Origin of the sequence: Qipengyuania sp. (genome assembly GCF_042095715.1) — a bacterium.
In the GTDB taxonomy this organism is placed as follows: Bacteria; Pseudomonadota; Alphaproteobacteria; order Sphingomonadales; family Sphingomonadaceae; genus Qipengyuania.
Map to the genome: position 1 here is coordinate 39,289 of NZ_JBELMO010000010.1, position 23,257 is coordinate 62,545.

The 23,257-nt window shown below is 61.5% G+C and carries 26 protein-coding genes; 13 read left to right on the top strand and 13 right to left on the bottom strand.

Translation table 11 applies throughout. The annotated features are described in order from the left end of the window. Window positions 1-3: 3 nt before the first annotated feature. Window positions 4-2,055 carry an RNA polymerase sigma factor RpoD gene (rpoD, locus tag ACFDTG_RS04410; RefSeq protein WP_375289801.1) on the top strand — a complete coding sequence of 684 codons (2,052 nt, stop codon included), beginning with the start codon at window positions 4-6 and terminating at the stop codon, window positions 2,053-2,055. Between the two features lie 81 nt (window positions 2,056-2,136). On the opposite strand, the gene ACFDTG_RS04415 is transcribed toward rpoD, so the two are convergent. Both ACFDTG_RS04415 and ACFDTG_RS04420 read right to left on the bottom strand, forming a co-directional pair. Then, a complete protein-coding gene (locus ACFDTG_RS04415) occupies window positions 2,137-2,796 on the bottom strand; it encodes a PEPxxWA-CTERM sorting domain-containing protein (protein WP_375289802.1) in 660 nt (219 codons plus the stop codon). A 181-nt stretch (window positions 2,797-2,977) separates the two neighbouring features. Further along, window positions 2,978-4,192 (bottom strand): EAL domain-containing protein, encoded by a 1,215-nt coding sequence (locus ACFDTG_RS04420; RefSeq protein ID WP_375289803.1) that lies wholly within the window; start codon window positions 4,190-4,192, stop codon window positions 2,978-2,980. A 133-nt stretch (window positions 4,193-4,325) separates the two neighbouring features. On the opposite strand from ACFDTG_RS04420, the gene rpiB reads away from it, so the two are divergent. From rpiB to ACFDTG_RS04455, 7 genes are all read left to right on the top strand, one after another. Further along, entirely contained in the window at window positions 4,326-4,790 is a 465-nt protein-coding gene (gene rpiB, locus ACFDTG_RS04425; protein ID WP_375289804.1) for a ribose 5-phosphate isomerase B, read from the top strand. A 41-nt stretch (window positions 4,791-4,831) separates the two neighbouring features. Beyond that, a complete protein-coding gene (gene glyA / locus ACFDTG_RS04430) occupies window positions 4,832-6,109 on the top strand; it encodes a serine hydroxymethyltransferase (RefSeq protein ID WP_375289824.1) in 1,278 nt (425 codons plus the stop codon). Between the two features lie 5 nt (window positions 6,110-6,114). Further along, complete coding sequence (locus tag ACFDTG_RS04435) at window positions 6,115-6,333, top strand: hypothetical protein (RefSeq protein WP_375289805.1); 219 nt, start codon at window positions 6,115-6,117, stop codon at window positions 6,331-6,333. A gap of 8 nt (window positions 6,334-6,341) precedes the next feature. Next, a complete protein-coding gene (gene nrdR, locus ACFDTG_RS04440) occupies window positions 6,342-6,806 on the top strand; it encodes a transcriptional regulator NrdR (protein ID WP_375289806.1) in 465 nt (154 codons plus the stop codon). After that, complete coding sequence (locus tag ACFDTG_RS04445) at window positions 6,799-7,524, top strand: RNA methyltransferase (protein WP_375289807.1); 726 nt, start codon at window positions 6,799-6,801, stop codon at window positions 7,522-7,524. Before nrdR ends, ACFDTG_RS04445 begins: the two co-directional genes overlap by 8 nt. After that, complete coding sequence (locus tag ACFDTG_RS04450) at window positions 7,521-8,228, top strand: GDSL-type esterase/lipase family protein (RefSeq protein WP_375289808.1); 708 nt, start codon at window positions 7,521-7,523, stop codon at window positions 8,226-8,228. The genes ACFDTG_RS04445 and ACFDTG_RS04450 overlap by 4 nt, the downstream gene beginning before the upstream one ends. Window positions 8,229-8,776: 548 nt before the next feature. Beyond that, window positions 8,777-9,043 carry a hypothetical protein gene (locus tag ACFDTG_RS04455; RefSeq protein ID WP_375289809.1) on the top strand — a complete coding sequence of 89 codons (267 nt, stop codon included), beginning with the start codon at window positions 8,777-8,779 and terminating at the stop codon, window positions 9,041-9,043. A gap of 97 nt (window positions 9,044-9,140) precedes the next feature. Here the strand turns inward: ACFDTG_RS04455 and ACFDTG_RS04460 are convergent, their stop codons facing one another. After that, window positions 9,141-9,449, bottom strand: a complete 309-nt coding sequence (locus tag ACFDTG_RS04460) for a chorismate mutase (protein WP_375289810.1) — start codon at window positions 9,447-9,449, stop codon at window positions 9,141-9,143. Window positions 9,450-9,651: 202 nt separating this feature from the next. On the opposite strand from ACFDTG_RS04460, the gene rpsD reads away from it, so the two are divergent. The 3 genes from rpsD to ACFDTG_RS04475 all read left to right on the top strand — a co-directional run bounded on the left by rpsD (window position 9,652) and on the right by ACFDTG_RS04475 (window position 11,272). Then, window positions 9,652-10,266 carry a 30S ribosomal protein S4 gene (gene rpsD / locus ACFDTG_RS04465; protein ID WP_375289811.1) on the top strand — a complete coding sequence of 205 codons (615 nt, stop codon included), beginning with the start codon at window positions 9,652-9,654 and terminating at the stop codon, window positions 10,264-10,266. A gap of 121 nt (window positions 10,267-10,387) precedes the next feature. Beyond that, window positions 10,388-10,546, top strand: a complete 159-nt coding sequence (locus ACFDTG_RS04470; protein ID WP_375289812.1) for a hypothetical protein — start codon at window positions 10,388-10,390, stop codon at window positions 10,544-10,546. A 51-nt stretch (window positions 10,547-10,597) separates the two neighbouring features. Then, window positions 10,598-11,272 carry a nitroreductase gene (locus ACFDTG_RS04475; protein ID WP_375289825.1) on the top strand — a complete coding sequence of 225 codons (675 nt, stop codon included), beginning with the start codon at window positions 10,598-10,600 and terminating at the stop codon, window positions 11,270-11,272. An 83-nt stretch (window positions 11,273-11,355) separates the two neighbouring features. Here ACFDTG_RS04475 and ACFDTG_RS04480 read toward each other — a convergent pair whose 3' ends face one another. The 10 genes from ACFDTG_RS04480 to ACFDTG_RS04525 form a co-directional block, all read right to left on the bottom strand. Continuing rightward, window positions 11,356-13,341 (bottom strand): alpha/beta hydrolase family protein, encoded by a 1,986-nt coding sequence (locus tag ACFDTG_RS04480; RefSeq protein WP_375289813.1) that lies wholly within the window; start codon window positions 13,339-13,341, stop codon window positions 11,356-11,358. A gap of 69 nt (window positions 13,342-13,410) precedes the next feature. Continuing rightward, window positions 13,411-14,535, bottom strand: a complete 1,125-nt coding sequence (gene tgt, locus ACFDTG_RS04485) for a tRNA guanosine(34) transglycosylase Tgt (RefSeq protein ID WP_375289814.1) — start codon at window positions 14,533-14,535, stop codon at window positions 13,411-13,413. Window positions 14,536-14,538: 3 nt separating this feature from the next. Beyond that, window positions 14,539-15,480, bottom strand: coding sequence for a YdiY family protein (locus ACFDTG_RS04490; RefSeq protein ID WP_375289815.1), 942 nt, complete (start codon window positions 15,478-15,480; stop codon window positions 14,539-14,541). 44 nt (window positions 15,481-15,524) lie between these two features. Continuing rightward, on the bottom strand, window positions 15,525-16,292 hold the full coding sequence (locus ACFDTG_RS04495) for an ABC transporter permease (RefSeq protein WP_375289816.1): 768 nt from the start codon (window positions 16,290-16,292) through the stop codon (window positions 15,525-15,527). Then, window positions 16,289-17,233, bottom strand: coding sequence for an ABC transporter ATP-binding protein (locus tag ACFDTG_RS04500; RefSeq protein ID WP_375289817.1), 945 nt, complete (start codon window positions 17,231-17,233; stop codon window positions 16,289-16,291). Before ACFDTG_RS04500 ends, ACFDTG_RS04495 begins: the two co-directional genes overlap by 4 nt. A 24-nt stretch (window positions 17,234-17,257) precedes the next feature. Then, window positions 17,258-18,286: a tRNA preQ1(34) S-adenosylmethionine ribosyltransferase-isomerase QueA gene (queA, locus tag ACFDTG_RS04505; protein WP_375289818.1), complete on the bottom strand. Its 1,029-nt coding sequence runs from the start codon at window positions 18,284-18,286 to the stop codon at window positions 17,258-17,260. Window positions 18,287-18,321: 35 nt separating this feature from the next. Beyond that, entirely contained in the window at window positions 18,322-19,014 is a 693-nt protein-coding gene (locus ACFDTG_RS04510; protein ID WP_375289819.1) for a peptidylprolyl isomerase, read from the bottom strand. An 87-nt stretch (window positions 19,015-19,101) separates the two neighbouring features. Continuing rightward, window positions 19,102-19,614: a pantetheine-phosphate adenylyltransferase gene (gene coaD, locus ACFDTG_RS04515; protein ID WP_375289820.1), complete on the bottom strand. Its 513-nt coding sequence runs from the start codon at window positions 19,612-19,614 to the stop codon at window positions 19,102-19,104. A 10-nt stretch (window positions 19,615-19,624) separates the two neighbouring features. After that, window positions 19,625-20,530, bottom strand: a complete 906-nt coding sequence (locus ACFDTG_RS04520) for a polyprenyl synthetase family protein (RefSeq protein ID WP_375289821.1) — start codon at window positions 20,528-20,530, stop codon at window positions 19,625-19,627. Between the two features lie 5 nt (window positions 20,531-20,535). Next, window positions 20,536-20,811, bottom strand: a complete 276-nt coding sequence (locus tag ACFDTG_RS04525; protein ID WP_375289822.1) for an exodeoxyribonuclease VII small subunit — start codon at window positions 20,809-20,811, stop codon at window positions 20,536-20,538. Window positions 20,812-20,897: 86 nt separating this feature from the next. Between ACFDTG_RS04525 and ACFDTG_RS04530 the strand changes: the two genes are divergently transcribed. Both ACFDTG_RS04530 and purL read left to right on the top strand, forming a co-directional pair. Next, entirely contained in the window at window positions 20,898-21,578 is a 681-nt protein-coding gene (locus tag ACFDTG_RS04530) for a hypothetical protein (protein ID WP_375289823.1), read from the top strand. A 23-nt stretch (window positions 21,579-21,601) separates the two neighbouring features. Continuing rightward, window positions 21,602-23,257 (top strand): phosphoribosylformylglycinamidine synthase subunit PurL (gene purL, locus ACFDTG_RS04535; RefSeq protein ID WP_375289826.1); only part of this gene is annotated, 1,656 nt, incomplete at its 3' end.

Below are 23,257 nucleotides of genomic sequence, written 5' to 3' on the forward strand. Positions count from 1 at the left end.
TCCATGGCAACCAAGAACAAGTCCTCCGAAGCCGAAGACGCTCCGTTGATCGACCTCAAGGAAGCGTCGATCAAGAAGCTGATCAGCAAGGCGAAAAAGAAGGGCTATGTAACCTATGATGAGCTCAACGCCGCCCTGCCCCAAGGCGAAATGAGTTCGGACCAGATCGAAGACATTCAGTCGGCGCTGTCCGACATGGGCGTCCAGATCGTCGAGAACGACGAGGAAGGCGAAGCCGAGGCCGAACAGGAAGCCGAAGTCGAGGAAATCGCCGCTGATTCGGATGGCGATTCTGGTGACGGTTCCCCCGCTCCCACCAAGAAGGAGCCTACCACCAACGTCACCAAGAAACTCGCCGCCGGGGAGCGAACCGACGATCCGGTGCGCATGTACCTGCGCGAAATGGGGCAGGTCGAACTGCTGAGCCGCGAGGGCGAGATCGCGATCGCCAAGCGTATCGAGGCTGGGCGCGACATGATGATCATGGGCTTGTGCGAAAGCCCGATCACCTTCCACGCCATCATCCAGTGGTCAGAAGCGCTCAATGCGGGCGAAATGCAGCTGCGCGAGATCCTCGACCTCGATGCCATGCTCTCAAAGGAACCCCCGGCCGACAAGCTGACCGAGGATGCCGACGAGGACGATGATGGCGAGATTTCAGAGGCGACTGCTGGCCCCTCCATCCGCGAGGACGATGACGTCGCGGAAGACTCCTCGGACGACGATGAGGACGACGAGGATGGCGAATCCTCTGGCAAGAAGCGGCGCGAGGACGAAGAAGAAGAAGACAACACCATGTCCCTGGCGCAGATGGAAGCTGCGCTGAAGCCCGATGCGCTGGAACGTTTCGCCCGCATCACCGACTATTTCGGCAAGTTCGAAAAGCAGCAGGCCGAGCGCGTCGAAGTGCTGGGGCGCGGAGATGCGTATCCCGCTGCGAAGGAAAAAAAATACGAGGAATTGCGCGAACTGCTGACGGCCGAGGTCGAAAGCGTGCAGTTCCATGCAACCAAGATCGAATTTCTGGTCGACAATCTCTATGCTTTCAACCGTCGTCTCACTGCGCTTGGCGGCCAGATGCTGCGCCTTGCCGAGCGCCACAAGGTCAAGCGGGCTGACTTCCTGCAAGCCTATATCGGCAACGAGATGGACGAGAACTGGCTGTCCGATCGCACGAAGGACAAGAAATGGGCCGCCTTCGCCGAGAAGGAAGGCGACGCGATCGAGCGCATCCGTCAGGAAATTACCGACATCGCCGCGCAGACCGGTATGGCGCTTCCCGAATTCCGCCGCATCGTCAATATGGTGCAGAAGGGCGAACGCGAGGCGCGTATCGCCAAGAAGGAAATGGTCGAGGCGAACCTGCGCCTGGTGATTTCCATTGCCAAGAAATATACCAACCGCGGCCTGCAATTCCTCGACCTCATTCAGGAAGGCAACATCGGCCTGATGAAGGCGGTCGACAAGTTCGAATACCGCCGCGGCTACAAGTTCAGCACTTATGCCACCTGGTGGATCCGGCAGGCGATCACCCGCTCCATCGCTGATCAGGCGCGTACGATTCGCATACCGGTCCATATGATCGAAACGATCAACAAGCTGGTCCGCACGAGCCGACAGTTCCTGCACGAGGAGGGTCGCGAGCCGACGCCGGAGGAGATGGCAGCACGCCTGTCCATGCCACTGGAGAAAGTCCGCAAGGTGATGAAAATCGCCAAGGAACCGATCAGTCTCGAAACGCCGATCGGCGACGAGGAAGATTCGCATCTGGGCGATTTTATCGAGGACAAGAACGCGATCATCCCGGTGGATGCCGCGATTCAGGCGAACCTCAAGGAAACCGTCACCCGCGTACTGGCATCGCTCACCCCGCGTGAGGAGCGCGTGCTGCGCATGCGCTTTGGCATCGGCATGAATACCGATCACACGCTGGAGGAGGTCGGGCAGCAATTCTCGGTCACCCGCGAGCGTATCCGCCAGATCGAGGCCAAGGCGCTGCGCAAGCTCAAGCACCCGAGCCGCAGCCGCAAGATGCGCAGTTTCCTGGATCAGTAGCTTCGCTCGCGGTCGTTTTCACAACCTCCGAACTCGGTAAGAAATGGGGCTCGTCATTATGGCGGGCCCCATTCTCATTTCTCAGGCGTAGGCGATTGACACTTTCTTGCGACGCATTGCGGCGCCGACAGCACCTATTCCCATCACCAGCAGAAGCCAGGTAGTGGGTTCGGGCACTGCACCGGCAACCGAGCCGCCGAAACGCACTTCGGAGAGCCCAATCGGGTAACTGTCTTCGTAAATTGTCCCGATCGAAAAGTTGCTCAGCAAGTCGAGCTGGACAAAACGGGCATCGACTGGGGCTAGCGAAAATACTTGCGCGCCTACGGGTGACCCATCGGGCGAACGGGTCATGTTGCCAGAGAATACCTCGTCGTATGTGACGCCATCGACCGAAGTTAGAATGCGAAATCGATCTACGCCGCGATCTAGCGTCGAGATCACGGGGGTATTTGTGCCGAAATTATATTGCCACAGCGAGGCCGAATCGAGCGAATACAGTCCACCGAGATCGAAGGTGAGCACGCCCGTCGGTTCGCCCAGGTCGGTCATCCACATATTACCAAAGCTCGAATCATGGAGACCCGAGGTATCGAGACCGCTACCGTCGATGAGATTGTTCTTGTCGTAGGTGCGAAACGTGCTGCTGGCTTCGACCGAGACGGGGGTAATGACCTCGGCGCTACCCGGTTGCGGGAGCGCTGCTACCGACATTGCTACTGCGATTGAAAGGGCCTTCATCGTACAAACTCCAGATGAAATTTCGAGATGCCGGATGGCGAATCCATCGGGCCCTTATGGTTAACGGACCAAGGTTTTACTCGCCCGTGACAGTGCTTCGGTTACGCGACAGCGCGTACCGCGCTTCGGAAGTCGCCGTCGTGGCGGTCAAACGAGCAGCACATGGCCCAAATCGGGAGCTCTATGACCCCTTTGCCGCCGGAAAAGGCCGTCCAAAAAGATATCCCTGCCCATAGGTGACCCCGAGGTCGGCAAGCGCGCGCCGCTCGTCTTCGTTTTCGATGCCTTCGGCAACCAGGCTACACCCGATGTCTTCTGCGAATTGGACCATGGCGCCCGCGAGCGCACGGCGTGCCGGGTCGGCATGGACATGGCGGGTCAGCCCCATGTCGAGCTTGAGCAGATCCGGGCGCAGATCGACAAGGTGGCGCAACCCGGCATAGCCGGCCCCTACATCGTCGATCGCGATCCGGGCGTGCGGCGCGAGCCTGGCCAGCGCATCGCGCAAGGCGGCAAAATCGGCGACCATCTGATGCTCGGTCAGCTCAATCACGAGATTGTGCCGGGTATAGCCGGCCAGCATAGGCTCGAGCAGCCCCGACATCACCGAATCGGGAGAGACGTTGACCGACACATAGGTGCCCGGCGCAGCGTGGGCGGCAGAAGCCATCGCCTTCCGCACCGCAAGCAGTTCCAGCTCGACGCCTCGTCCGATCTCCGCCGCCTCGTTGAACCACATGTCGGGGCCGCGCTGCGATGCATCGGGAAAGCGCGCCAGGCACTCCGCGCCCACCTGCCGCCCATCGGTCAAGCTGACGATGGGCTGATGATAGATCGCGATACCTTCCTGTGCCAGAATGCCGTCGACCGCGATTTCAAGCAGATCGCGCCGTCCGTCCCCCTCCAGCGACTTTTCGATTTGTTCGACCGCGAGGGCGGCGAACGCACGCAGCACGCCCAAATCACGCTCCGTCATGCTGCGATCCGGCTTGCGGCTGAGACAGCAGAAGCTGCCGTATAGTGTGCCATCAGACAGGCGCAGCGGCGTGTTAAGATGGCATCCTACCGGCAGGAAGTTGGTGATCGCCATGGTCTGCGTGAACGGATAATCGGCGACATCCTGGATTAGCTCGGGCAACCGCCCTTCCGCGATGTGCCAGCAATAGCTGTCTTCTCGAGGATCCGCGAAGCCCGGGCCCATCGGCAGATCTAGGTCCGAATTGACGTGGGTGAGCTGCTTCATGCCGCCATCGACATAGCGCGAAACGAAGGCGATTTCCGCGCCCAGGTGGTCTCTGACTGCCGAAAGGATGCGATCGACCGATTGGTCGCTGACGGGGGCGAGGCGCGTCGCGGTGACCGCGAGCCTTCCAAATGTGCTTTGCTCGTGGATCATTTTCTCACCGTATCCGGCTGACCGAATAATCCGATCCGGGTAACCAAATGGTTAACGGTCGATCCTGCGGAGTTCGGTAGAGAGCCCGGATACGGGGTGGCGCGAAAGGCGCCGCGCGCCTATGGGGGCGGCCATGCGTATCGCCATCGCTTCAGACCATGCCGCCGTCGAACTGAAGGCCATTCTTGCCGAATGGCTGATGCAGCAGGGGCACGAGGTTGCCGACCTTGGGCCCAACAGAACTGAAAGCGTCGATTACCCCGATTATGGTTACGACCTCGCCGCCGTGGTGGCGGAAGGAACAGCCCAATTCGGCGTCGCGCTATGCGGTAGCGGGATCGGCATCTCCATGGCCGTCAATCGCAATCCCGAAGTTCGCTGTGCTTTGGTCGGAGAGCCGCTGTCCGCTTCACTTGCGCGCGAACACAACGACGCCAATGTGATCGCCATGGGCGCGCGGCTGACCGGTCCCGACATGGCCAAGGCGTGCGTCGATGCGTTTCTCTCCACGGAATTCGCCGGCGGCCGCCACCAGCGCCGGGTGGACAAGCTCGGCAACCCGCCCCTCTCCATCGACAGGATCGAACCCCACCAATGACCGCGACCGCAGCCAACGACACCGCAAACGCATCACGTCCAATGGACGGTTTCTGGACCGACACGCTGGAACAGGCGGACCCTGATATTTACGCTGCGGTCCGCAACGAGCTGAAGCGCCAGCAGGACAAGATCGAACTGATCGCAAGCGAAAACATAGCGAGCCGAGCCGTACTTGAAGCGACAGGCAGCGTCTTCACCAACAAATATGCCGAGGGCTATCCGGGCAAGCGCTATTACGGCGGCTGCGACTATGCCGACGTGGTCGAGACATTGGCGATCGACCGGGCAAAGCAGCTGTTCGGATGCAATTTCGCCAATGTGCAGCCCAATTCGGGCAGCCAGATGAACCAGGCTGTGTTCCTTGCGCTGCTCGAGCCGGGCGACACCTTCATGGGTCTCGACCTTAATTCCGGTGGGCACCTGACGCATGGCAGCCCCGTCAACATGAGCGGCAAATGGTTCAACCCCGTGAGCTACGGCGTGCGCCGGGACGATGAGCTGATCGACATGGATGCGGTGATGGCAACGGCGAAGGAGCACAAGCCCAAGCTGATCATCGCCGGCGGCACCGCCTACTCAAGGTTGTGGGACTGGGAAGCCTTTAGGAAGGTGGCGGATGAGGTCGGCGCTTATCTGCTGGTGGACATGAGCCACATTTCCGGCCTCGTCGCCGGCGGCGCGCACCCTTCCCCCTTTCCGCATGCGGACGTGGTCACCACCACAACGCACAAGAGCCTGCGCGGCCCTCGCTCGGGCGTGATCCTCTGGAATGACGAGGCGCTGAGCAAGCCGCTCAACATGGCGGTTTTCCCTGGCCTGCAGGGCGGACCGCTGATGCATGTCGTCGCTGCCAAGGCGGTTGCCTTCCGCGAGGCCCTGCGTCCCGAATTCACGAGCTATGCCCACCGTGTGGTCGAGAATGCCCGTGCGCTGGCGGCAAGTCTGGAAGAGAATGGCCTGCGGGTTGTGTCAGGCGGCACCGACAACCATTCCATGCTCGTCGACCTCAGCGCCAAGGGCGTGACTGGAAAGGACGCTGAGAAAGGGCTCGATCGCGCCTGGCTCACCTGTAACAAGAACGGCATCCCCTTCGACACGAAGAGCCCCTTCGTGACCAGCGGCGTGCGCCTTGGCACCCCGGCGGGCACTACGCGCGGCTTCGGCGCGAGCGAATTTCGCACCATTGGCAAGCTGATCGCCGAGGTTGTGGAAGGCCTTGCCAAGAACGGCGCCGAGGGCGATGGCCAGATCGAGGAGAGCGTGCGCGGCCGGGTGTCCGAACTGTGTGATCGTTTTCCGGTCTATCCAGGGATGTGAGAAAGATGGACGATAGAAATCCACGCGGCCAGGATTGGGTCGAAGATGCCAAGACGGAAATGTCCGGGATGGCGAAGCAGGGCATGTCCCACCCCTCGACGAAGCCGGTTCTGGCCGGCGCAGCCATTGGGGCACTTGCGGGCGCGCTGCTCCCCGTCGTGACGTTGCCGGTCGGGCTGATCGCCGGCGCGGGCTACGCATTCTACAACAGGATCAAGCGATAGCACTTTGAATGCGCTGCCCTTTTTGCGCCCATGACGATAGCCAGGTAAAGGACAGCCGCCCGACGGAGGACAATGCCGCCATCCGCCGAAGGCGTCAGTGTGCGGGCTGCGGAGCCCGTTTCACCACCTTCGAACGGGTGCAGTTGCGTGAGGTCACGGTCGTCAAATCCGATGGCCGCCGAGAGCCGTTCGAACGCGGCAAGCTCGAACGCTCGCTGACCCTGGCATGCCGCAAGCGCGAAGTGGCGCCGGAGCGGGTCGATCAGCTTGTCAGCGGTATACAGCGGCAGGTCGAAACCGCTGGGGACAGCGAAGTGCTATCGGATCGCATCGGCGAACTCGTCATGGAGGGCCTGCGTCAGATCGATCCGGTGGCCTACATTCGATTCGCGAGCGTCTATCGCGATTTCTCGGAAGCCCGCGATTTCGAGGAATTCGCCAGCACTGTTACGGATGCGGCCCGGGATGGCTGAACAGCCTGTCATCGTATTGGTCCGGCCCCAACTTGGCGAGAATATCGGCAAGGCGGCGCGGGCCATGCTCAATTTCGGGCTGACCGAGATGCGCCTTGTCGAACCGCGCGACGGCTGGCCCAACCCCTCTGCAGGCCCCGCCGCATCGGGAGCGGATGCGGTTCTCGAAAATGCCAAGGTGTACGCGACTACGGCGGAGGCCGTGGCGGATTGCGGGCATGTTTACGCCACCACGGTGCGCAAGCGCGGGGTGACGAAGCCGGTCCTGACCCCGGAAGTCGCATCTCGCGAAATTCATTCGCAGCCCGGTCGCAGCGCGATCCTGTTCGGCCCGGAGCGATCCGGGCTGGAAACGAGCGATGTCGCGCTGGCCCGCGCGATCGTGACCGTGCCGATCAATCCGGAATTTGCCTCGCTCAATCTCGCACAGGCCGTGATCCTTATGGCTTACGAATGGTCGCGCAACGCGCAGTTGGCGCAGCCGCCTCAGGAACACCTGCTCCCTCCGGCACCACAGCACGAGTTGGAAGGTCTCATCGGCCATCTTGAAAAATTGCTGGAGCCACGCGGGTATTTTCGCCCGCCAAGCCGGATGGAAGCAACCCGCACGACTTTGCGCACAGTCCTGACGAAGCCGGGCTGGAATCATCTCGAGGTGCGGACATTGCGCGGTGTGCTGTCCTGTCTCGAACGCGACAATATGGGAGAAGATCGATGAAACTGGCTCGAACAATGCGGGGCTTGGCCGTGGCTGGAGCTCTGTCGCTCGCACTTGCGCTGCCGACGGTGGCGGTTGCCCAGGAAAACGCCGGCCGGTTCGCGGGGGAAATCGGAGAATTCGCCTTCCGCGATAAGGTACTGATGCCCGAGCCGTGCAAGCTGCTGTTCGTCGGCAGTTCGAGCATTCGGCTGTGGGTCGGTCTCGAAAGGGATTTCGCCGTTTTCGAGCCGATCCAGCGCGGTTTCGGCGGATCGCAGACAGAAGATGCCAACCGCTATTTCGATCAGCTGGTGGCCCGGTACAAACCCGCCAAGATCGTTCTCTACGAAGGCGAAAACGATATCAACGCCGGTAAATCGGTCGACGTGGTCGAAGCGGACTTGCGTGAATTTCTCGATCTGAAGACCAATGCGCTGGGCTCCACACCCGTGTATTATATCGCAACCAAACCCTCACCGTCGCGGTGGGCCCAGTACGAAAAGCAGAAAGCGCTCAATGCCCGTATGAAGGCGCTGGCTGAGGCCCGCGACGACCTTGTATATATTGATATCGTTTCAGGTATGCTTGACGATGACGGAAAACCTCGTCCCGATATTTTCGTCTCCGATAATCTGCATATGAATCATAGGGGTTACGAAAAGTGGCGCGCGGCAGTCTATGCTGCATTAACTCAGCCGGCGAGCACCGCACCGCATTGTTAGAGTGCACACTTTTGGGCTATCTTCCATACGGTTATAGCGTTCGAAACTAAAACTTTAGGATCGATGCGTTGTTTTGCCTTTAATCGTGGTATGTAGGGTCTTTGAAAGGACGGAGAATCTTTTTGACGATATTTTCGATCCTTATACTGGGAACGGGTAGCAACCTGGCAGCAGAACACTACATCACCAACGGGGCGGCGCCGTTGGAGAGCAATGTGATGATGTACGCTGTATAGCGCGCTGAGAAGGATATCGATGATTCGACTGTAATCACATGTCGTAATATTCGAGAGGCCCGCTCTCTTTTCCGAACAGGCTTTGCCGTACAAGAAAGGAGTGGAAAGAGATCGAGATTGCCAATCAGCAGGATCTTGAAAGCCGCCGCCGCGCGACCGGACGAATCTCGGCAAAGTCCGATACTATTCGCGGCATGTGAAAGCGCTTCCGTGCTGGGCATTCTCACCGAAGGCGCGTTATTTTGTACTAGGCCTCTATGTTGGGTTGCACTATCAGACCATCTCTAGCTTCGCTCATCTTAGGATATTAGAATGACTGAAATCTTATTGGCTTCTTTATTGATACTTGCAGCTTCATCACCAGAAACGTCCACTCCGGCTTATGCTGAAGCGCACTTGGAAGGCCAGCCCAAACTCGAATCGGTAAAATGCAAGAGCGTCAAACAACTTGGCTCTCGCATACCTGAGCGCGTGTGCCGGACCGTGGGGGAATGGATGCAGATTGAGAAAGAGAACGCAGAAGTAGTCGAGGAACAGAGGCGACAGCGGATGTCCGGCCCTGGCGTTAATCCGGATTGAGACGAGAGATGGGTGGCGGAGTTCAATGCCTTCCCGGATCGCGCCATACCCTTCTCTGATCAGGAAATCAGATACCGCCTTCACAAAGTGTAACGGATCACTCTTGAACCCTGTCCCACTCCTCTAGTTCGAAGGCGATTGATGCCTCTACGAGAGCGTTCCAGATTGCCCCGAGTGCATCTGCTGGAAGACCACGTCGGCTCGCTTCGCGCACTGCGTTTCCAATGACTTCAGATTTGCGTATTTCGTCGCGGACCTCCGAGCGGTTCTGTTTAATTCGTGCAGCAGCGCGCATATAGTCAAAGCGCCGCTCCAGAAGAGCCAATAGCTCGCGGTCCGTGGCATCCACGCCAAGGCGCACATCCACCATTGTTTTGCACTTCGTTGGTAAGAGGAAATCGCTCATTTGCCCTCCTTGCCTTCTCCTCATGAAGGTGTCGAGCCGCTTTCCGACTTGCAATTTACCGCCCCCCTGCTAAGCGCGCGCCTTCGCATTTGGCCCCGCATCCCGGTGAAGCGGTGGCCGCGACGGACTGGTTCCGTCGGGCGATGCCGGGTTGAAGCGCCATCGATGGGATGGCGACAGCGAAATCGAAGGAATACGACTAATGTCGAAGCGTCAAAGCGCCAAGTACAAACTCGACCGCCGGATGGGCGAAAACATCTGGGGTCGCCCCAACAGCCCCGTGAACAAGCGTTCCTACGGCCCCGGCCAGCACGGCCAGCGCCGCAAGGGCAAGATGAGCGACTTCGGCCTTCAGCTGCGCGCTAAGCAGAAGCTCAAAGGCTATTACGGCGACGTGACCGAAAAGCAGTTCAAGCGCACCTATCAGGAAGCGTCGGCCATGAAGGGCGATACCTCGCAGAACCTGATCGGTCTGCTGGAGCGCCGTCTGGACATGGTCGTCTATCGCGCCAAGTTCGCCCCGACCATCTTCGCCGCGCGCCAGATCGTCAGCCACGGCCACATCCGCGTCAACGGCGTCAAGTGCAACATCGCGAGCCGCCGCATCAATGTGGGCGACGTGATCAGCCTGGGCAGCAAGGCCAAGGAAATGGCGCTGGTGATCGAGGCGCAGAGCCTGGCCGAGCGTGACATTCCCGATTACGTCTCGCCCGACGGCACCGACAAGGTGACGTACACGCGCGTCCCTCAGCTTGACGAGGTGCCTTATCCCGTCACCATGGAACCGAACCTGGTCGTCGAGTTCTATTCGCGCTGATCCGACGGTTTCGACAGGCAATCGGGGCGGTCCATTACGGGCCGCCCTTTTTGTTTGCGATCAATGTTTTATGGTCGGTTTTGCGGGAACGCGGGACCGGTTTGGACATTGCCGTGATGCAATGACCCAATATCGCTTCCGCACCGCGCGCCGCAGCGGCAAATGGTACCCCTCGCTCGATCAGGCACAGCGCATGGCGCACGCCATCGGAGCGGGATTTCTCGACCCGCACGGCCAGTTTGTCGCCTATCGCGGCACGGTTCTGGAATTGCGCGACTGAGCCACGAAACGCCGGTTGATGCGCATGGCTGCTTTGGCCATGACGATTTGCATGGACTATGATGACGTCGTTCTCGGCCGCCGTTCGATCCGCGGCTATCTGCGCAAGCCCGTTTCCCGGTCGCTGATCGAAGAGGTCCTCGCGCTCGCCATGCGATCGCCCTCCTCGATGAACACGCAGCCATGGCATTTCCATGTCGTGACGGGAGAACCGCTCGACCGGATCCGACGCGGCAATACCGAGCGTATCCTTGCCGGAGAGCCGGACTCCCGCGAGTTTCGACGCGGAGACCCTTTTGCGGGCGTGCATCGCGAACGGCAGATCGGTGTTGCCAAGCAGCTTTTCACGGCGATGGATATCGCCCGCGACGACAAGGACAAACGCCAGGACTGGGTGCTGCGCGGCTTTCGCCAGTTTGATGCGCCCGTCTGCGTAATCATCGCCTACGACCGCGAACTATCCGGCAGCGACGATACAGCCTTCGATTGTGGTGCTGTCACCACCGCCCTTGTCAACGCGGCGTGGTCTCGCGGACTTGGCTGCGTCATCAACAGCCAGGGCATCATGCAGAGCCCGGTGGTCCGCGAACACGTCGGCATTCCCGACGATCAGGTGATTTTAAAAGCGGTCGCCATGGGATGGCCCGACAATAGCTTTCCCGCAAACGCGGTTGTTTCCGAAAGAAGAGCCGTAAAGGACGCCGCGCGTTTCGTCGGGTTCGACTAGCACCACTGTGAGCGCAAATTAGTGCAGTACAGCGGACGGGGGACGGCAGCGGCGCGGCCGCCCCCCGGTGTTCGATAGGCTCGTTATGGCTTCAGACCCAGGTTCTTGCGGAGAAACGCGTCGCTCTTGGTCAGAAGATCGTACCGTGCCTTGTTCGTTTCGAGGTAGTGGTCCAGCCCTTCGAATTCGACGAGCTGTGTTTCCTTGCCCGACTTGCGCAGTTCGCGATCCATCTTGCGGGCCTGATTGATCCCGACGTTCTTGTCCTGATCGCCATGGAACATGAGAACCGGCGCAGAGAAACGGTCGGCATGGCGCGCGGGCGAACCCGCCTCGATATGTGGGCCGCGCCCGACGAATGCGTCAACCAATCGGTAGTTGGTGTAATTGCGCGCTTCTTCCCGGATCATCTCCAGATCGGTAACCGGCGCGACAGCGATCACGGCCTTGTAAAGGTCCGGCGAGACGACCTGCGACTGCAAGGCCGCATAGCCACCATAGGACCAGCCCACGATCGCAAGCTTGTCCGGCGCAGCGATCCCTTGATCGACAAGCCATTTACCCGCGTCGTTCACATCGGAAATCGCCGTATCCCAGGCGCGGAAGGCGTTCTGCCCCATCCATCCCGACCCGTAGCCCGACGACCCCCGATAGTTGGGCTGGAGAACCGCGTATCCCTTGCTGGCAAAATATTGCACGAGCCAGTCGAAGCCCCACTCGTCGCGAGCGCTAGGGCCGCCATGCGGCATCACTATCGCCGGCAGGCCTTTCTTTGCGCCGCCCTTCGGCAGGGTAAGATAGGCAGGCACGGTGGTGCCGTCCGCCGCAGGGTAGCTGATGGCTTGCATCTCGCTCATCGGCACGTCGATCAGAAGTTCGCGAAGCGGAAGGACGGTTTCGAGGCGCCCTGCGCCTTTGTCGAACAGGAAGACCGAGCCCGGATCGACATCGCTCGAGGCAATAAGCAACATCTTCGATTCATCCGCGCTGGCATCTGCAAAGGTGATCGATGGATGTCCCGGCAGGGCGTCGCCAAGTGCCTTGCGCAGTGCCTTCAGTTTCGGATCGAAGAATTCGCTTACGCGGCGATCGGTGGCGTAGCTGGCCCCGACGACCCGGCCACCCGGACCCAGGCGAACCACCCGATTCACCTCTGCATCGGGCCTCGAATAAACCAGATCGGTTTTGCCACTGCCATCGAGAGACACGGTGTAAAGAGCGGACATGCCGTCTTTTTCCGCGAAGCCGTAGACGACATTTTTGCCGCTATCCACAGCCACCGGGTTGAACTCGCCTTCGATTCCCCTCGGCTCCAGCGCTTCCCAGGAACGGCGCTCGTCAGCTCGGTAGAACAGGTGAGTGCTATCCTTCAGATAGCCGCTGGACGAAGAATCGCGGGTTTGCTTCAGCCGTATCTGACCATGCTCATCGGCCAGCAACATCTCTGTCTTCGCCGAGCCGCGTTCGACCGTGGTCCGCCGCAGGTTCTCGAGATCGACGAGTTCGGCGCCAAGCCCCTCATCCGTACTGCCGAGACGACTGCCAACGTGATCGCTGGGCAGGAATTCGCGCGAGATGAGGATCGAGTCGGGCCGTTCCGCCGTCGGCCATGATATGATTGACCCACCGTGCTGGTTGACGCCTCGCGCATATGCGTCGCGCGAGGCTGTCAGGACCTGACTGTCGGAGCCATCGGAATTCATGATGACTAGGCGACTGGCGTAGACAGGCGTCAGATTATCGATCTTGGTCTGCACGATGATGTTGCAGATCAAGCGCGTATCGCTGGGCCAATCGCACCAACTGATTGAGACATTGCTATCGGTATTGCGCTGGATCGGCTTGAGGGCGACCTGAGCCGCCTGCATATCCGCCACCATGATCGTCTGACCGCCCGGCGAGGGTTGAACCACAGCGATGTGGCGACCCGAAGGCGACAGCGAAATGTCCTGAACCGATGCGAGCGCGGCAAAGCGTGCCGCGGTCTGGTCAATTTCCTCTGCATGGACAGCAGCACCAATCGACACACATCCAACACTTACAAGCAGAAGCTTGCGAACACCCTTCATCACACGACCCCCTGATCCACTGTGCCAGATCGCGATCCCCACGACCCGGATCGGCAAAACATACACAGCCTAGCGGCGATATGAAGAGAGGAATTCCGCCCTAAATGTCGCAAATTTACCTATTGATATCGCCTTGCGCATGCCTTCCATCAGCTGCTGGTAAAACGCAATATTGTGCTCGCTCGTCAGCATCGCCCCGAGGATTTCGCCGGCCTTGATCAGATGGTGCAAATAGGCGCGCGAATACGTCGAGCACACGCTACATTCGCAGGCCTCGTCGAGGGGCTCGAGGTCCTCGGCAAATCGCGCATTGCGCAGGTTCAGAGCGCCCGACCAGGTGAAAGCCTGACCATTCCGGCCCGACCGCGTGGGAAGGACGCAGTCGAACATGTCCACACCGCGCGCCACCGCACCCACCAGGTCGTCGGGCTTGCCCACGCCCATCAAATAGCGCGGCGCATCGTCGGGCAGCATCTGCGGCGCGAAATCCAGGGTGGCGAACATGGCGTCCTGCCCCTCGCCCACCGCAAGGCCACCGATAGCATAACCGTCGAAGCCGATGTCCCGCAGCGCATCGGCGGAACGGCGGCGCAATCCTTCGTCTAGCGCACCCTGTTGGATGCCGAACAGAGCCGAACGCTCCGCATGCTCCTCGCCCCGATCAAAGCCCGCCCTGCTGCGCCCGGCCCAGCGCATGCTCAACTCCATGCTCGCCTCAATCTCCGCCATCGGGCGATCCGCGCGGGGGCATTCATCGAAGGCCATCACGATATCGCTGCCCAGCAGGCGCTGGATTTCCATGGAGCGTTCCGGCGTCAGCATATGGCGCGAACCATCGATATGGCTGGCGAACTCTACCCCCTCCTCGGTCAGCTTCCTAAGATCGGAAAGGCTCATCACCTGATAGCCACCGCTATCGGTCAGGATCGGGCGATCCCAGTTCATGAAGCGGTGAAGCCCACCGAGGCGCGCAACCCGTTCGGCGCCGGGGCGCAGCATCAGATGGTATGTGTTGCCCAGGATGATATCGGCGCCGGTCGCGCGCACCGTTTCGGGCTTCATCGCCTTCACCGTGGCGGCCGTACCGACCGGCATGAAGGCCGGAGTGCGGATCGTACCGCGCCGCATGGCGATCTCGCCCGTACGCGCCAGACCGTCGGTCGCGGCGACTCGAAACTGGAAACGAGGGGCCACCGGTCAGAAGCCGTAAACTATGGTGATGCGCGAAAGCGTGTCGGTCTCGACCTTTCCGGCCGGGGGATTGCTCTGGTAGTCCACCTGGTAGGAAAACCGAGAGCTGAGCTTTTTCGAGATCCGCGCCTCGAGGCCGGTAATCACGGAAAGCGTCGTGTTGCGCGAATCGAAAATGGCGACTGCCGAGCCCCCGGTTTCCGCAACGGCGTTGGTATCCTGCGTCAGCTTCAACCCATCCGCGACGGTCCAGTCGAAATCGACCCCGATCAGTCCGGCGAGGCGCGTGTCCGTTTCGCCAGTGGTATAATCGACAAGGCGCAAGGCGGGGCCGGCCTTCACATTGAGGTTGAGCTCCGGCTTCTTGACCACCTGATAGCCGAGGCCGCCAGACAGGGCGTAGCGGGCGTCGAAGCCCTGAAATGTATCCCGCTCCGCCTGGGCGAGGCCGTAGATGAACAGATCGTCTTCCAGCTGATAGCGCGGCTCGTAGGCAGCGAAATATTTCTCGCGCGTCTTCACACCGTTGGTGCTCTGGTAATCTGCGCGGGCGCGGACCTGATGCGTCCAATCGATTCCTTCACGCTTCGCGGTCAGGGCGGCACTGAAGCCCAAGTTGTCGCTGTTGCCGGTTGACCGGAAGCCTCCGAGTTCACCTTTCCCGCTCCAATTCTCGAACAGTCCCGCTTGCCTAATGCCCTCGATCCGCTTTTCTTCGGCCACGCGCTTCTCTTCAGCCTTCGCGGCGAGGAACGTCTGGTGCAGCGCATCGATCTCGCCCTTGTCGTCGGGATTGGTCTGCTTGGCGACCTCCACGACGGCAGCGACCTTTGCCGGATCGCCCGTGGCGATGGCCGCGTCTATCATCGCGCGCACTGGTTCGGGCACGGCGGCCCGGGCGGGGGCGGCGATCGCGAGAGCGGCGAGAATGACTTGAAATGCGCGCATGACGGCGGCTAGCTAATGCCCGCGCCCGGCGAAATAAACCCCGACTAGTCGCGCAATCGCCAACCCGTGCGAAAGATATAGGTGATCACCGCAATACAGGCGATCAGGAAGGCGATTGTGATGCCGAAGGACAGCCTGATATCGACGTCCGCCTGCCCATAGAACGCCCACCGCAGACCGCTGACCAGATAGACGATCGGATTTGCCAGTGCGACCGTGTCCCACGGCTTGGGAAGCATGTCGATCGAATAGAAAGTGCCGCCGAGAAATGTCAGAGGCGTGAGGAACAGAAGGGGGATGATGCCCAGCTTCTCGAACCCGTCAGCCCAAATCCCCAGAATGAACCCAAACAGGCTGAACGCCGCCGCGACCAGCAGGACGAAAAGAAGCGCCACAAACGGATGCTGGATGGAATAATCGACGAAAAGGCGGGCCGTGAGCAGGATGATCGCGGTCAGGATCAGGCTCTTTACGGCCGCCGCCCCGACAAAGCCGGCAAGCGTTTCAGCCACGCCCACTGGTGCGGACAGGAGTTCGTAGATTGTGCCGGTGAACCGCGGCATGTAGATGCCGAAGCTGGCGTTGCTGGTCGTCTCCCCCAGCAAGGTGAGCATCAGCAGACCGGGAATGATAAAGGCCCCGTAATCGACGCCGCCCAGGTCGGGCATCTGGCCACCGATAGCCGCGCCGAAGACAACGAAATAGAGCGACGTCGTAAGCACCGGCGCAAGCACCGACTGGAAGGCAGTCTTGAGGAACCGCCAGAGTTCGCGCGTGAAGATCGACCACGCGCCGCGGCCATTGAAAGTCATGCCGCGTTCTCCCGATGGCCGATCAGCCCCACAAAGATGTCTTCGAGGCTACTTTCGCGCACATCGATGCCAGTAAAATTCACATCTGCGGCCACGAGCGCCTTTGTCAGCTCGGCCACCTCCTGCTTGCCCTTCCCGCTGCCGTCGCCGCCCCGATAGCACAGTACCGTTCCCCCCTGTTCCAGCTCGACCGAGTAAGCGGCAACAGATGGCGGGAGGCTGTCGATGGGGCTTGCGAGCGTGAACAGCGCCTCGGTTCGCCCAAGCTTGGCCATCATGTCCGCCTTCTCGTCCACCATCAGGATCTTGCCCTTGTCGATCACGCCGACGCGGTCTGCCATTTCCTCGGCTTCCTCGATGTAGTGAGTAGTGAGAATCACGGTCACACCGCGCGCCCGCATGGCATCGATCTGGCGCCACATGTCCTTGCGCAGTTCCACGTCGACGCCGGCAGTGGGCTCGTCTAGGAAGAGAAGATCCGGTTCATGCGCGAGTGCCTTCGCGATCAGAACGCGGCGCTTCATGCCGCCCGAAAGATTGCGGATCTGCTCATCCTTCTTGTTCCAGAGGCTGAGCGAGCGCAGGATTTCCTCCACCCGGTCCTTGTCCGGAGCGAGACCGAACAGGCCGCGTGAATAATTCACTGCGCGAATGACCTCCTCGAACATGTCGGTGGCCATTTCCTGCGGAACCAGCCCGATCCGGCGACGCGCCGCGCGCCAATCGGTGGAGAGATCGTGGCCGAACGCCTTCATCGTGCCGGAGGTCGGACGAACGAGACCGCAGACCGAACCGATCAGCGTGGTCTTGCCTGCGCCGTTGGGCCCCAGCAGCGCGAAAATCTCGCCCTTGTTGATGGTCAGGTCCACGTCATCGAGCGCTCTGAGGCCGCCCTTGTAGATCTTGGTGAGGCCCTCGAGCTCGAGGATGGGTTCCGACATGCGCGTGGATTTAGGAACGCCCCCTCAGGGAAACAATAAAGATGAATCGCCGTAGGAATAAAAACGATAGCCGCTGGCGATGGCGTGGGCATAGGCGGCCTGCATCCGCTCCCGCCCCATCAGCGCGCTGACCAGCATGAACAGCGTGGATTTCGGGAGGTGAAAATTGGTCATCAACCCATCGATCGCACGGAACGAATAGCCCGGGGTGATGAAGATAGCAGTATCCCCCTCAAAAGGATGGACAACACCGTACGCATCGGCGGCGCTTTCAAGTAGGCGTAGGCTGGTCGTGCCCACTGCGATGATCCGCCCGCCCTGCGCGCGTACGGCATTCAGCCGGTCTGCGGTCGCCCCGTCGATCGTGCCCCACTCGCTGTGCATGATGTGGTCGTCGGTATCCTCCGCCTTCACGGGAAGGAACGTGCCGGCTCCCACGTGCAGCGTCAGAGTTTCCCGGCCCACGCCCGCCCGGTCCAGCGCCGCGATCAGTTCCGGCGTGAAATGGAGTGCGGCGGTGGGTGCAGCGACTGCACCGTCCTTTGCAGCGAACATGGTCTGGTAATCGGATTTGTCGCGTTCGTCCGTGGCCCGCTTGCCCGCGATATAGGGGGGCAGCGGCATCCGGCCCGCGCGTTCCAGCAGAACCTCCACCGGCTCCTCGCCCGCGAAAGCCAGAATGAAGCTGCCATCGGGAAGGCGCTGCTCCGCGGTGGCGGTCACTTCGCCGCCGAACGCGATCTCGTCCCTCGGCCGCAAGCGTTTGGCATTGCGGATGAAGGCCTGCCAGCGCCGCAAATCGACGCGCTTGTGGAGGGTGGCGCCGATCTTGGCTTCACCCCTGCGCCCCTCGAGCTGGGCGGGGATGACGCGCGTGTCGTTGAAGACCAGCACGTCGCCGCGCCGCAGGACGCCGGGCAAATCGCGAACGACGGAATCTTCGAAAGCGCCCTCCCTGCGCGTGACCAACATGCGAGCGGAATCGCGCGGGCTAGCCGGGCGCAGCGCGATCCGGTCGGCGGGAAGATCGAAATCGAAGAGGTCGACGCGCATCGCGGGCCCTTAGCGCATGAAGCGCCGCCGGGTAATTACTGCTCGATCGGCGCGTTGAGATCGTCTGCAGTAATTTCGGCGGGCGCCGTGGTCACTGCCGGGGGCGGAACGTTATCGCTGGCGATCGATGCCTGAACGACGCGCGTCGGATTCTCGGGTGGTTCGCCCCGCTGGATCGCATCCACGGCATCCATGTTGTCAATGACGCGGCCGAACACGGTGTATTGCCGATCAAGGCTGAACCGCGGGTAGAAGACGATGAAAAACTGGCTGTTCGCGCTGTCTTCGCTGGCGGCGCGCGCCATGGATACGGTGCCGCGCAAATGTGGCTGCGGATTGAACTCCGCTTCCAGATCGGGAAGCGACGACCCGCCTTGCCCCGTGCCGGTCGGATCGCCGGTCTGGGCCATGAAGCCGTCGATCACGCGGTGAAACACCACATTGTCGTAAAACCCCGCGCGCGCCAGTTCCTTGATCCGCGCCACATGCTGCGGCGCCCATCCCGGCATCAGCCGGATAGCCACACGCTGCCCGTTGGACAGGTCGAGAAACAGGATATCCTCGCGATCTTTCGTAAGATCGAAATCGACGGACGCATATTGCCCCGCAGTCGATGCTTCGGGTGTCGCCACCGTTTCGGCGGCGGCGTCCTTGCGGTTGCCGAGCGCTGATGCGGGAGCTGCCAGGAGCGCCGCAAGGGTAAGGAAAAGGGTAGGGCTCTTGAGCATTTATGATCCGCTGTATCTCGCAGGGTGTCCGGCGCCGCCTCTAGCACGGGGTGCTGTCGGCGCAATGAATAGCTAGGGTCCAGTGCCCTAGTAGTCGCCCTTGCGCCCCGTCTTCTCCACCCGGGCGACCACGTCGTCGCACACCGCCTCGCTGACGAAGGGGGAAATGTCGCCCCCATAGACCGCGATTTCCTTGACCAGTTTGGATGCGATCGGCTGCAAGGACACATCGGCCATCAGGAACACTGTCTCGATATCGTCGTCGAGCTGCTGGTTCATGCCCGCCATCTGATATTCATATTCGAAGTCCGCCACCGCGCGCAGACCGCGCACGATCACGCTGGCGTTCTGCGCCTTGGCGAACTTCATCAGCAGGGCGTTGAAGCCGACGACTTCCACATTGTCGAGATGCATGTCCGCCACCTCACGCCGGACCATGTCCAGGCGTTCCTCGTTGGAAAACATGGGATTCTTGCTCGGGTTGGTGGTGACGCCGATGATCAGCCAGTCGACCAGCTTCGCCCCGCGCCGGATGATGTCGGCATGGCCGCGCGTGATGGGATCGAAGGTCCCCGGATAAACGCCGATACGCTTGTTCATTGCCAGATCCTCACCGATCGCGCTCCACGATAAACCGGGCGAGCGAGCGCAGGATATCCGCTTCCGACCCGTAGCCCGACAGATGGCGCACCGCCTGTTCCACCAACATGCGCGCCTGTTCGCGCGAAGGCTCCGTTCCCATCAGCGTCACGAAGGTGGCCTTTCCCTGCGCCTCGTCCTTGCGCAGCGCCTTGCCGGCCGCGTCCTCGTCACCCTCCACATCCAGCAGATCGTCGGCGATCTGGAAGGCCAGGCCGATGTCGCGGGCATAGGCGCGCAAGGGGGCGCGGCCTTCGGCAGGGATACGGCCCAGGATCGCGCCCATCTCCACCGATGCCGCCAGCAGCGCGCCGGTCTTGAGCTGTTGCAGCCTAGTAACCTGCTGGAGGTCATAGGCTACCGTATCGGCCATCATGTCCATCATCTGCCCGCCCGCCATGCCGGCGTGGCCACTGGCCCTCGCCAACGTGGCCACAAGTTCGGCGCGGACGAAAGGATCGTTGCTGGTGTCGGGCTGGGTAAGGATGTCGAAAGCCAGCGCGTGGAGCGAATCACCGGCCAGCACTGCCGTCGCCTCGTCGAAGACCTTGTGTACGGTCGGCTTGCCATGGCGCAGATCGTCATCGTCCATGCAGGGCAGATCGTCGTGGATCAGCGAATAGCAGTGGATCGCCTCCACCGCGCAGCCCGCATTGACCGCAGCAGTGCGCGACACGCCGAACAGCTCGGCCGTCGCCACCACAAGCAGCGGGCGCACGCGCTTGCCCCCGCCGATCACTGCGTGGCGCATGGCCTCGATCAGGCGCGCACGGGTATCCTGCGGGACAGGGAGGAAGGCGTCAAAAGCGCTGTCGACCTCGTCCTGGATCGCGGTCAGCGCGGCGGCCAACCGATCATCGGCGGTGATGGAACCCACCACGTTCACGCTCCTGGCGAATCGGCGGCATCGAAGGGCACGCTGCCCTTCACCGTGCCGCCCTCGCCCGCGACGATCTTCTCGATCCGCGCTTGCGCCGCGTCGAGCCGCGCCTGGCAGTGAGCGCGCAGCTTCTCGCCGCGTTCGTAAAGATCTATGCTCTCGTCGAGCGGCACCTCCCCACCCTCGAGCCGGCGCACGACCTGCTCGAGCGCCTTCAGCGCCTCCTCGAAACTCAGCTCGGCGATTTTGCCATGTTCCTCGTCCATCGCTTCGAGCATTGACCATAGGCGCTGGCGCGGTCAAGAAATCGCTTGGGGACGGCGCACGGTCTTGCCCGGATTTGCAACAGTTCAGGAGCGCCCAGATGTTCATCGGCCATTTCGCGCCCGCCTTCGCGGCCCGCGCCGTCAGTTCCGATGCACCCAGGCTGGGCACGCTGTTCGTGGCGGCGCAGTTGGTGGACTGGGCCTTCTTCCTGCTGGCGATCCTTGGCATCGAGCATTACCGGATCGAACCCGGCTTCACCGTGATGAAGCCGTTCTTCTTCTATGATTATCCATGGACGCACAGCCTGCTCGGCAGTTTCGTGTGGGCCACGCTGTTCGGGCTGGTGGTGGGGCGCGTGACGCGCAGTTCCCTGGCGGGCATTATCGGCGCCTGCGTAGTCCTTTCGCATTGGGTGCTGGATTTCGTTTCCCACGGCCCCGATCTCACTCTGGGCGGGGGGCCGGATCGCTTCGGCCTGGGCCTTTGGGATCATCCCATCCTCGCCATGGGGATCGAACTGGCGATCACCCTCGGGGCATTCTGGATCTATGTCCGGCGCACCAGGGGGCCGGTGGTTCCCCCGCTGCTGCTGCTGGCCGCCCTGCTGATCTTTCAGGCCGTCGACTGGTTCGCTCCCGCCCCCGCGGAGGTTACGCCAATGCAATCCTTCGCGGCGCTGATCGCCTTCGGGATCCTAACGCTGCTGGCGGCCTTCGTTGGGAACACGCGCTGGCACAAGCGCGAAACCGGGCTGGCAGTCGCGACCACGCCCCGCTAAGCGCTGCCGCCATGAGCGCCGAGATATCCGAAATCACCCCCGAAGTCGTCGAATCCCATGGCCTGAGCCCCGAGGAGTACGATCGCGTACTCCATGCCCTGGGCCGCGAGCCCAACCTGGTCGAGCTCGGCATCTTCTCGGTCATGTGGTCTGAGCATTGCAGCTATAAATCCAGTCGCCTGCATCTCAAGAAGCTGCCGACCGAGGCACCCTGGGTGATCTGCGGCCCGGGCGAGAACGCGGGCGTGATCGACATCGGAGACGGGCAAGCCGCGATCTTCAAGATGGAGTCGCACAACCACCCCAGCTACATCGAACCCTACCAAGGCGCGGCAACGGGCGTGGGCGGGATCCTGCGCGACGTATTCACCATGGGCGCGCGCCCCGTCGCCAATGCGAATGCGCTGCGCTTCGGCCGTCCCGATCATCCCAGGATGAAGCATTTGGTGCAGGGCGTGGTCGCCGGCATCGGCGGATACGGCAATTGCGTGGGCGTGCCGACCGTGGCGGGCGAGACCAATTTCCATCCCGCCTATGACGGCAACATCCTGGTCAACGCAATGACCGTGGGCGTCGCCGATGCGGACCGCATCTTCTACTCCGCGGCGACCGGCGTGGGTAACCCCATCGTCTATGTCGGCTCCAAGACCGGGCGCGACGGCATCCACGGCGCCACCATGGCGAGCGCGGATTTCGGCGAGGACGCCGAGGCCAAGCGCCCGACCGTGCAGGTGGGCGATCCTTTTACCGAAAAGCTGCTGATCGAGGCATGCCTGGAACTGATGGCGACCGATGCCATCGTCGCGATTCAGGACATGGGTGCTGCCGGTCTCACGAGTTCCAGCGTGGAAATGGCCACCAACGGCAAGGCGGGTATTCGGCTCGACATGGATGCCGTCCCCTGCCGGGAAGAGGGCATGACCCCCTATGAAATGATGCTGAGCGAGAGCCAGGAGCGTATGCTCATGGTGCTCAAGCCTGGCAAGGAAGCCATGGCGGAAGCGATCTTCAGGAAATGGGAGCTCGATTTTGCCGTCATCGGCGAAGTGACAGACACGGGGCACATGGTGCTCACCTTCCAGGGCGAGACAGTGTGCGACATCCCGCTCGGCCCGCTCGCGGCCGACGCTCCGCTCTACGACCGGCCCTATCTCTCGAAAGAGGAATACCGCGCCTGGGCGAAGGTCAAGCCGCTCGACAGCGTGCCCGAGAGCAAGGACGTGGGTGCGGACCTACTGACCATGATGGGCCACCCCGCGTTCGCATCGCGCCGCTGGATTTGGGAGCAATACGACCGCCAGGTGGGCGGTGACACGCTACAGACGGGCGGCGACGCCGGTGTCGTGCGCGTCCACGGAACCAGGAAGGCGCTGGCGATCAGCACCGACTGCACCCCGCGTTACGTCTTCGCCGATCCCTACGAAGGCGGGAAGCAGGCCATCGCGGAGGCGTATCGCAATCTTTGCGCGGTCGGCGCGCGTCCGCTCGCGGTCACGAACTGCCTCAATTTCGCAAATCCGCAACGGCCCGAGATCATGGCGCAGATTGTGCACGCGCTGGAAGGCATGGGCGATGCCTGCCGCGCGCTCGACTTCCCGATCGTGAGCGGCAACGTCAGCCTCTACAACGAAAGCAAGGCGACCGGCGGCGGCAGCGCGATCCTGCCCACCCCCGCCATC

What these genes read in the sequence shown, in the direction of transcription:
- rpiB (WP_375289804.1), top strand. Translation starts at nt 4,326, where the DNA reads ATGCGTATCGCCATCGCTTCAGACCATGCCGCCGTCGAACTGAAGGCC.
- ACFDTG_RS04460 (WP_375289810.1), bottom strand. Translation starts at nt 9,449, where the DNA reads ATGAGCGATTTCCTCTTACCAACGAAGTGCAAAACAATGGTGGATGTG.
- rpsD (WP_375289811.1), top strand. Translation starts at nt 9,652, where the DNA reads ATGTCGAAGCGTCAAAGCGCCAAGTACAAACTCGACCGCCGGATGGGC.
- ACFDTG_RS04415 (WP_375289802.1), bottom strand. Translation starts at nt 2,796, where the DNA reads ATGAAGGCCCTTTCAATCGCAGTAGCAATGTCGGTAGCAGCGCTCCCG.
- ACFDTG_RS04445 (WP_375289807.1), top strand. Translation starts at nt 6,799, where the DNA reads ATGGCTGAACAGCCTGTCATCGTATTGGTCCGGCCCCAACTTGGCGAG.
- glyA (WP_375289824.1), top strand. Translation starts at nt 4,832, where the DNA reads ATGGACGGTTTCTGGACCGACACGCTGGAACAGGCGGACCCTGATATT.
- ACFDTG_RS04450 (WP_375289808.1), top strand. Translation starts at nt 7,521, where the DNA reads ATGAAACTGGCTCGAACAATGCGGGGCTTGGCCGTGGCTGGAGCTCTG.
- queA (WP_375289818.1), bottom strand. Translation starts at nt 18,286, where the DNA reads ATGCGCGTCGACCTCTTCGATTTCGATCTTCCCGCCGACCGGATCGCG.
- ACFDTG_RS04495 (WP_375289816.1), bottom strand. Translation starts at nt 16,292, where the DNA reads ATGACTTTCAATGGCCGCGGCGCGTGGTCGATCTTCACGCGCGAACTC.
- ACFDTG_RS04470 (WP_375289812.1), top strand. Translation starts at nt 10,388, where the DNA reads ATGACCCAATATCGCTTCCGCACCGCGCGCCGCAGCGGCAAATGGTAC.
- ACFDTG_RS04480 (WP_375289813.1), bottom strand. Translation starts at nt 13,341, where the DNA reads ATGAAGGGTGTTCGCAAGCTTCTGCTTGTAAGTGTTGGATGTGTGTCG.
- ACFDTG_RS04510 (WP_375289819.1), bottom strand. Translation starts at nt 19,014, where the DNA reads ATGCTCAAGAGCCCTACCCTTTTCCTTACCCTTGCGGCGCTCCTGGCA.
- coaD (WP_375289820.1), bottom strand. Translation starts at nt 19,614, where the DNA reads ATGAACAAGCGTATCGGCGTTTATCCGGGGACCTTCGATCCCATCACG.
- ACFDTG_RS04455 (WP_375289809.1), top strand. Translation starts at nt 8,777, where the DNA reads ATGACTGAAATCTTATTGGCTTCTTTATTGATACTTGCAGCTTCATCA.
- ACFDTG_RS04435 (WP_375289805.1), top strand. Translation starts at nt 6,115, where the DNA reads ATGGACGATAGAAATCCACGCGGCCAGGATTGGGTCGAAGATGCCAAG.
- rpoD (WP_375289801.1), top strand. Translation starts at nt 4, where the DNA reads ATGGCAACCAAGAACAAGTCCTCCGAAGCCGAAGACGCTCCGTTGATC.
- ACFDTG_RS04530 (WP_375289823.1), top strand. Translation starts at nt 20,898, where the DNA reads ATGTTCATCGGCCATTTCGCGCCCGCCTTCGCGGCCCGCGCCGTCAGT.
- ACFDTG_RS04490 (WP_375289815.1), bottom strand. Translation starts at nt 15,480, where the DNA reads ATGCGCGCATTTCAAGTCATTCTCGCCGCTCTCGCGATCGCCGCCCCC.
- ACFDTG_RS04420 (WP_375289803.1), bottom strand. Translation starts at nt 4,192, where the DNA reads ATGATCCACGAGCAAAGCACATTTGGAAGGCTCGCGGTCACCGCGACG.
- ACFDTG_RS04475 (WP_375289825.1), top strand. Translation starts at nt 10,598, where the DNA reads ATGGACTATGATGACGTCGTTCTCGGCCGCCGTTCGATCCGCGGCTAT.
- ACFDTG_RS04500 (WP_375289817.1), bottom strand. Translation starts at nt 17,233, where the DNA reads ATGTCGGAACCCATCCTCGAGCTCGAGGGCCTCACCAAGATCTACAAG.
- nrdR (WP_375289806.1), top strand. Translation starts at nt 6,342, where the DNA reads ATGCGCTGCCCTTTTTGCGCCCATGACGATAGCCAGGTAAAGGACAGC.
- ACFDTG_RS04525 (WP_375289822.1), bottom strand. Translation starts at nt 20,811, where the DNA reads ATGCTCGAAGCGATGGACGAGGAACATGGCAAAATCGCCGAGCTGAGT.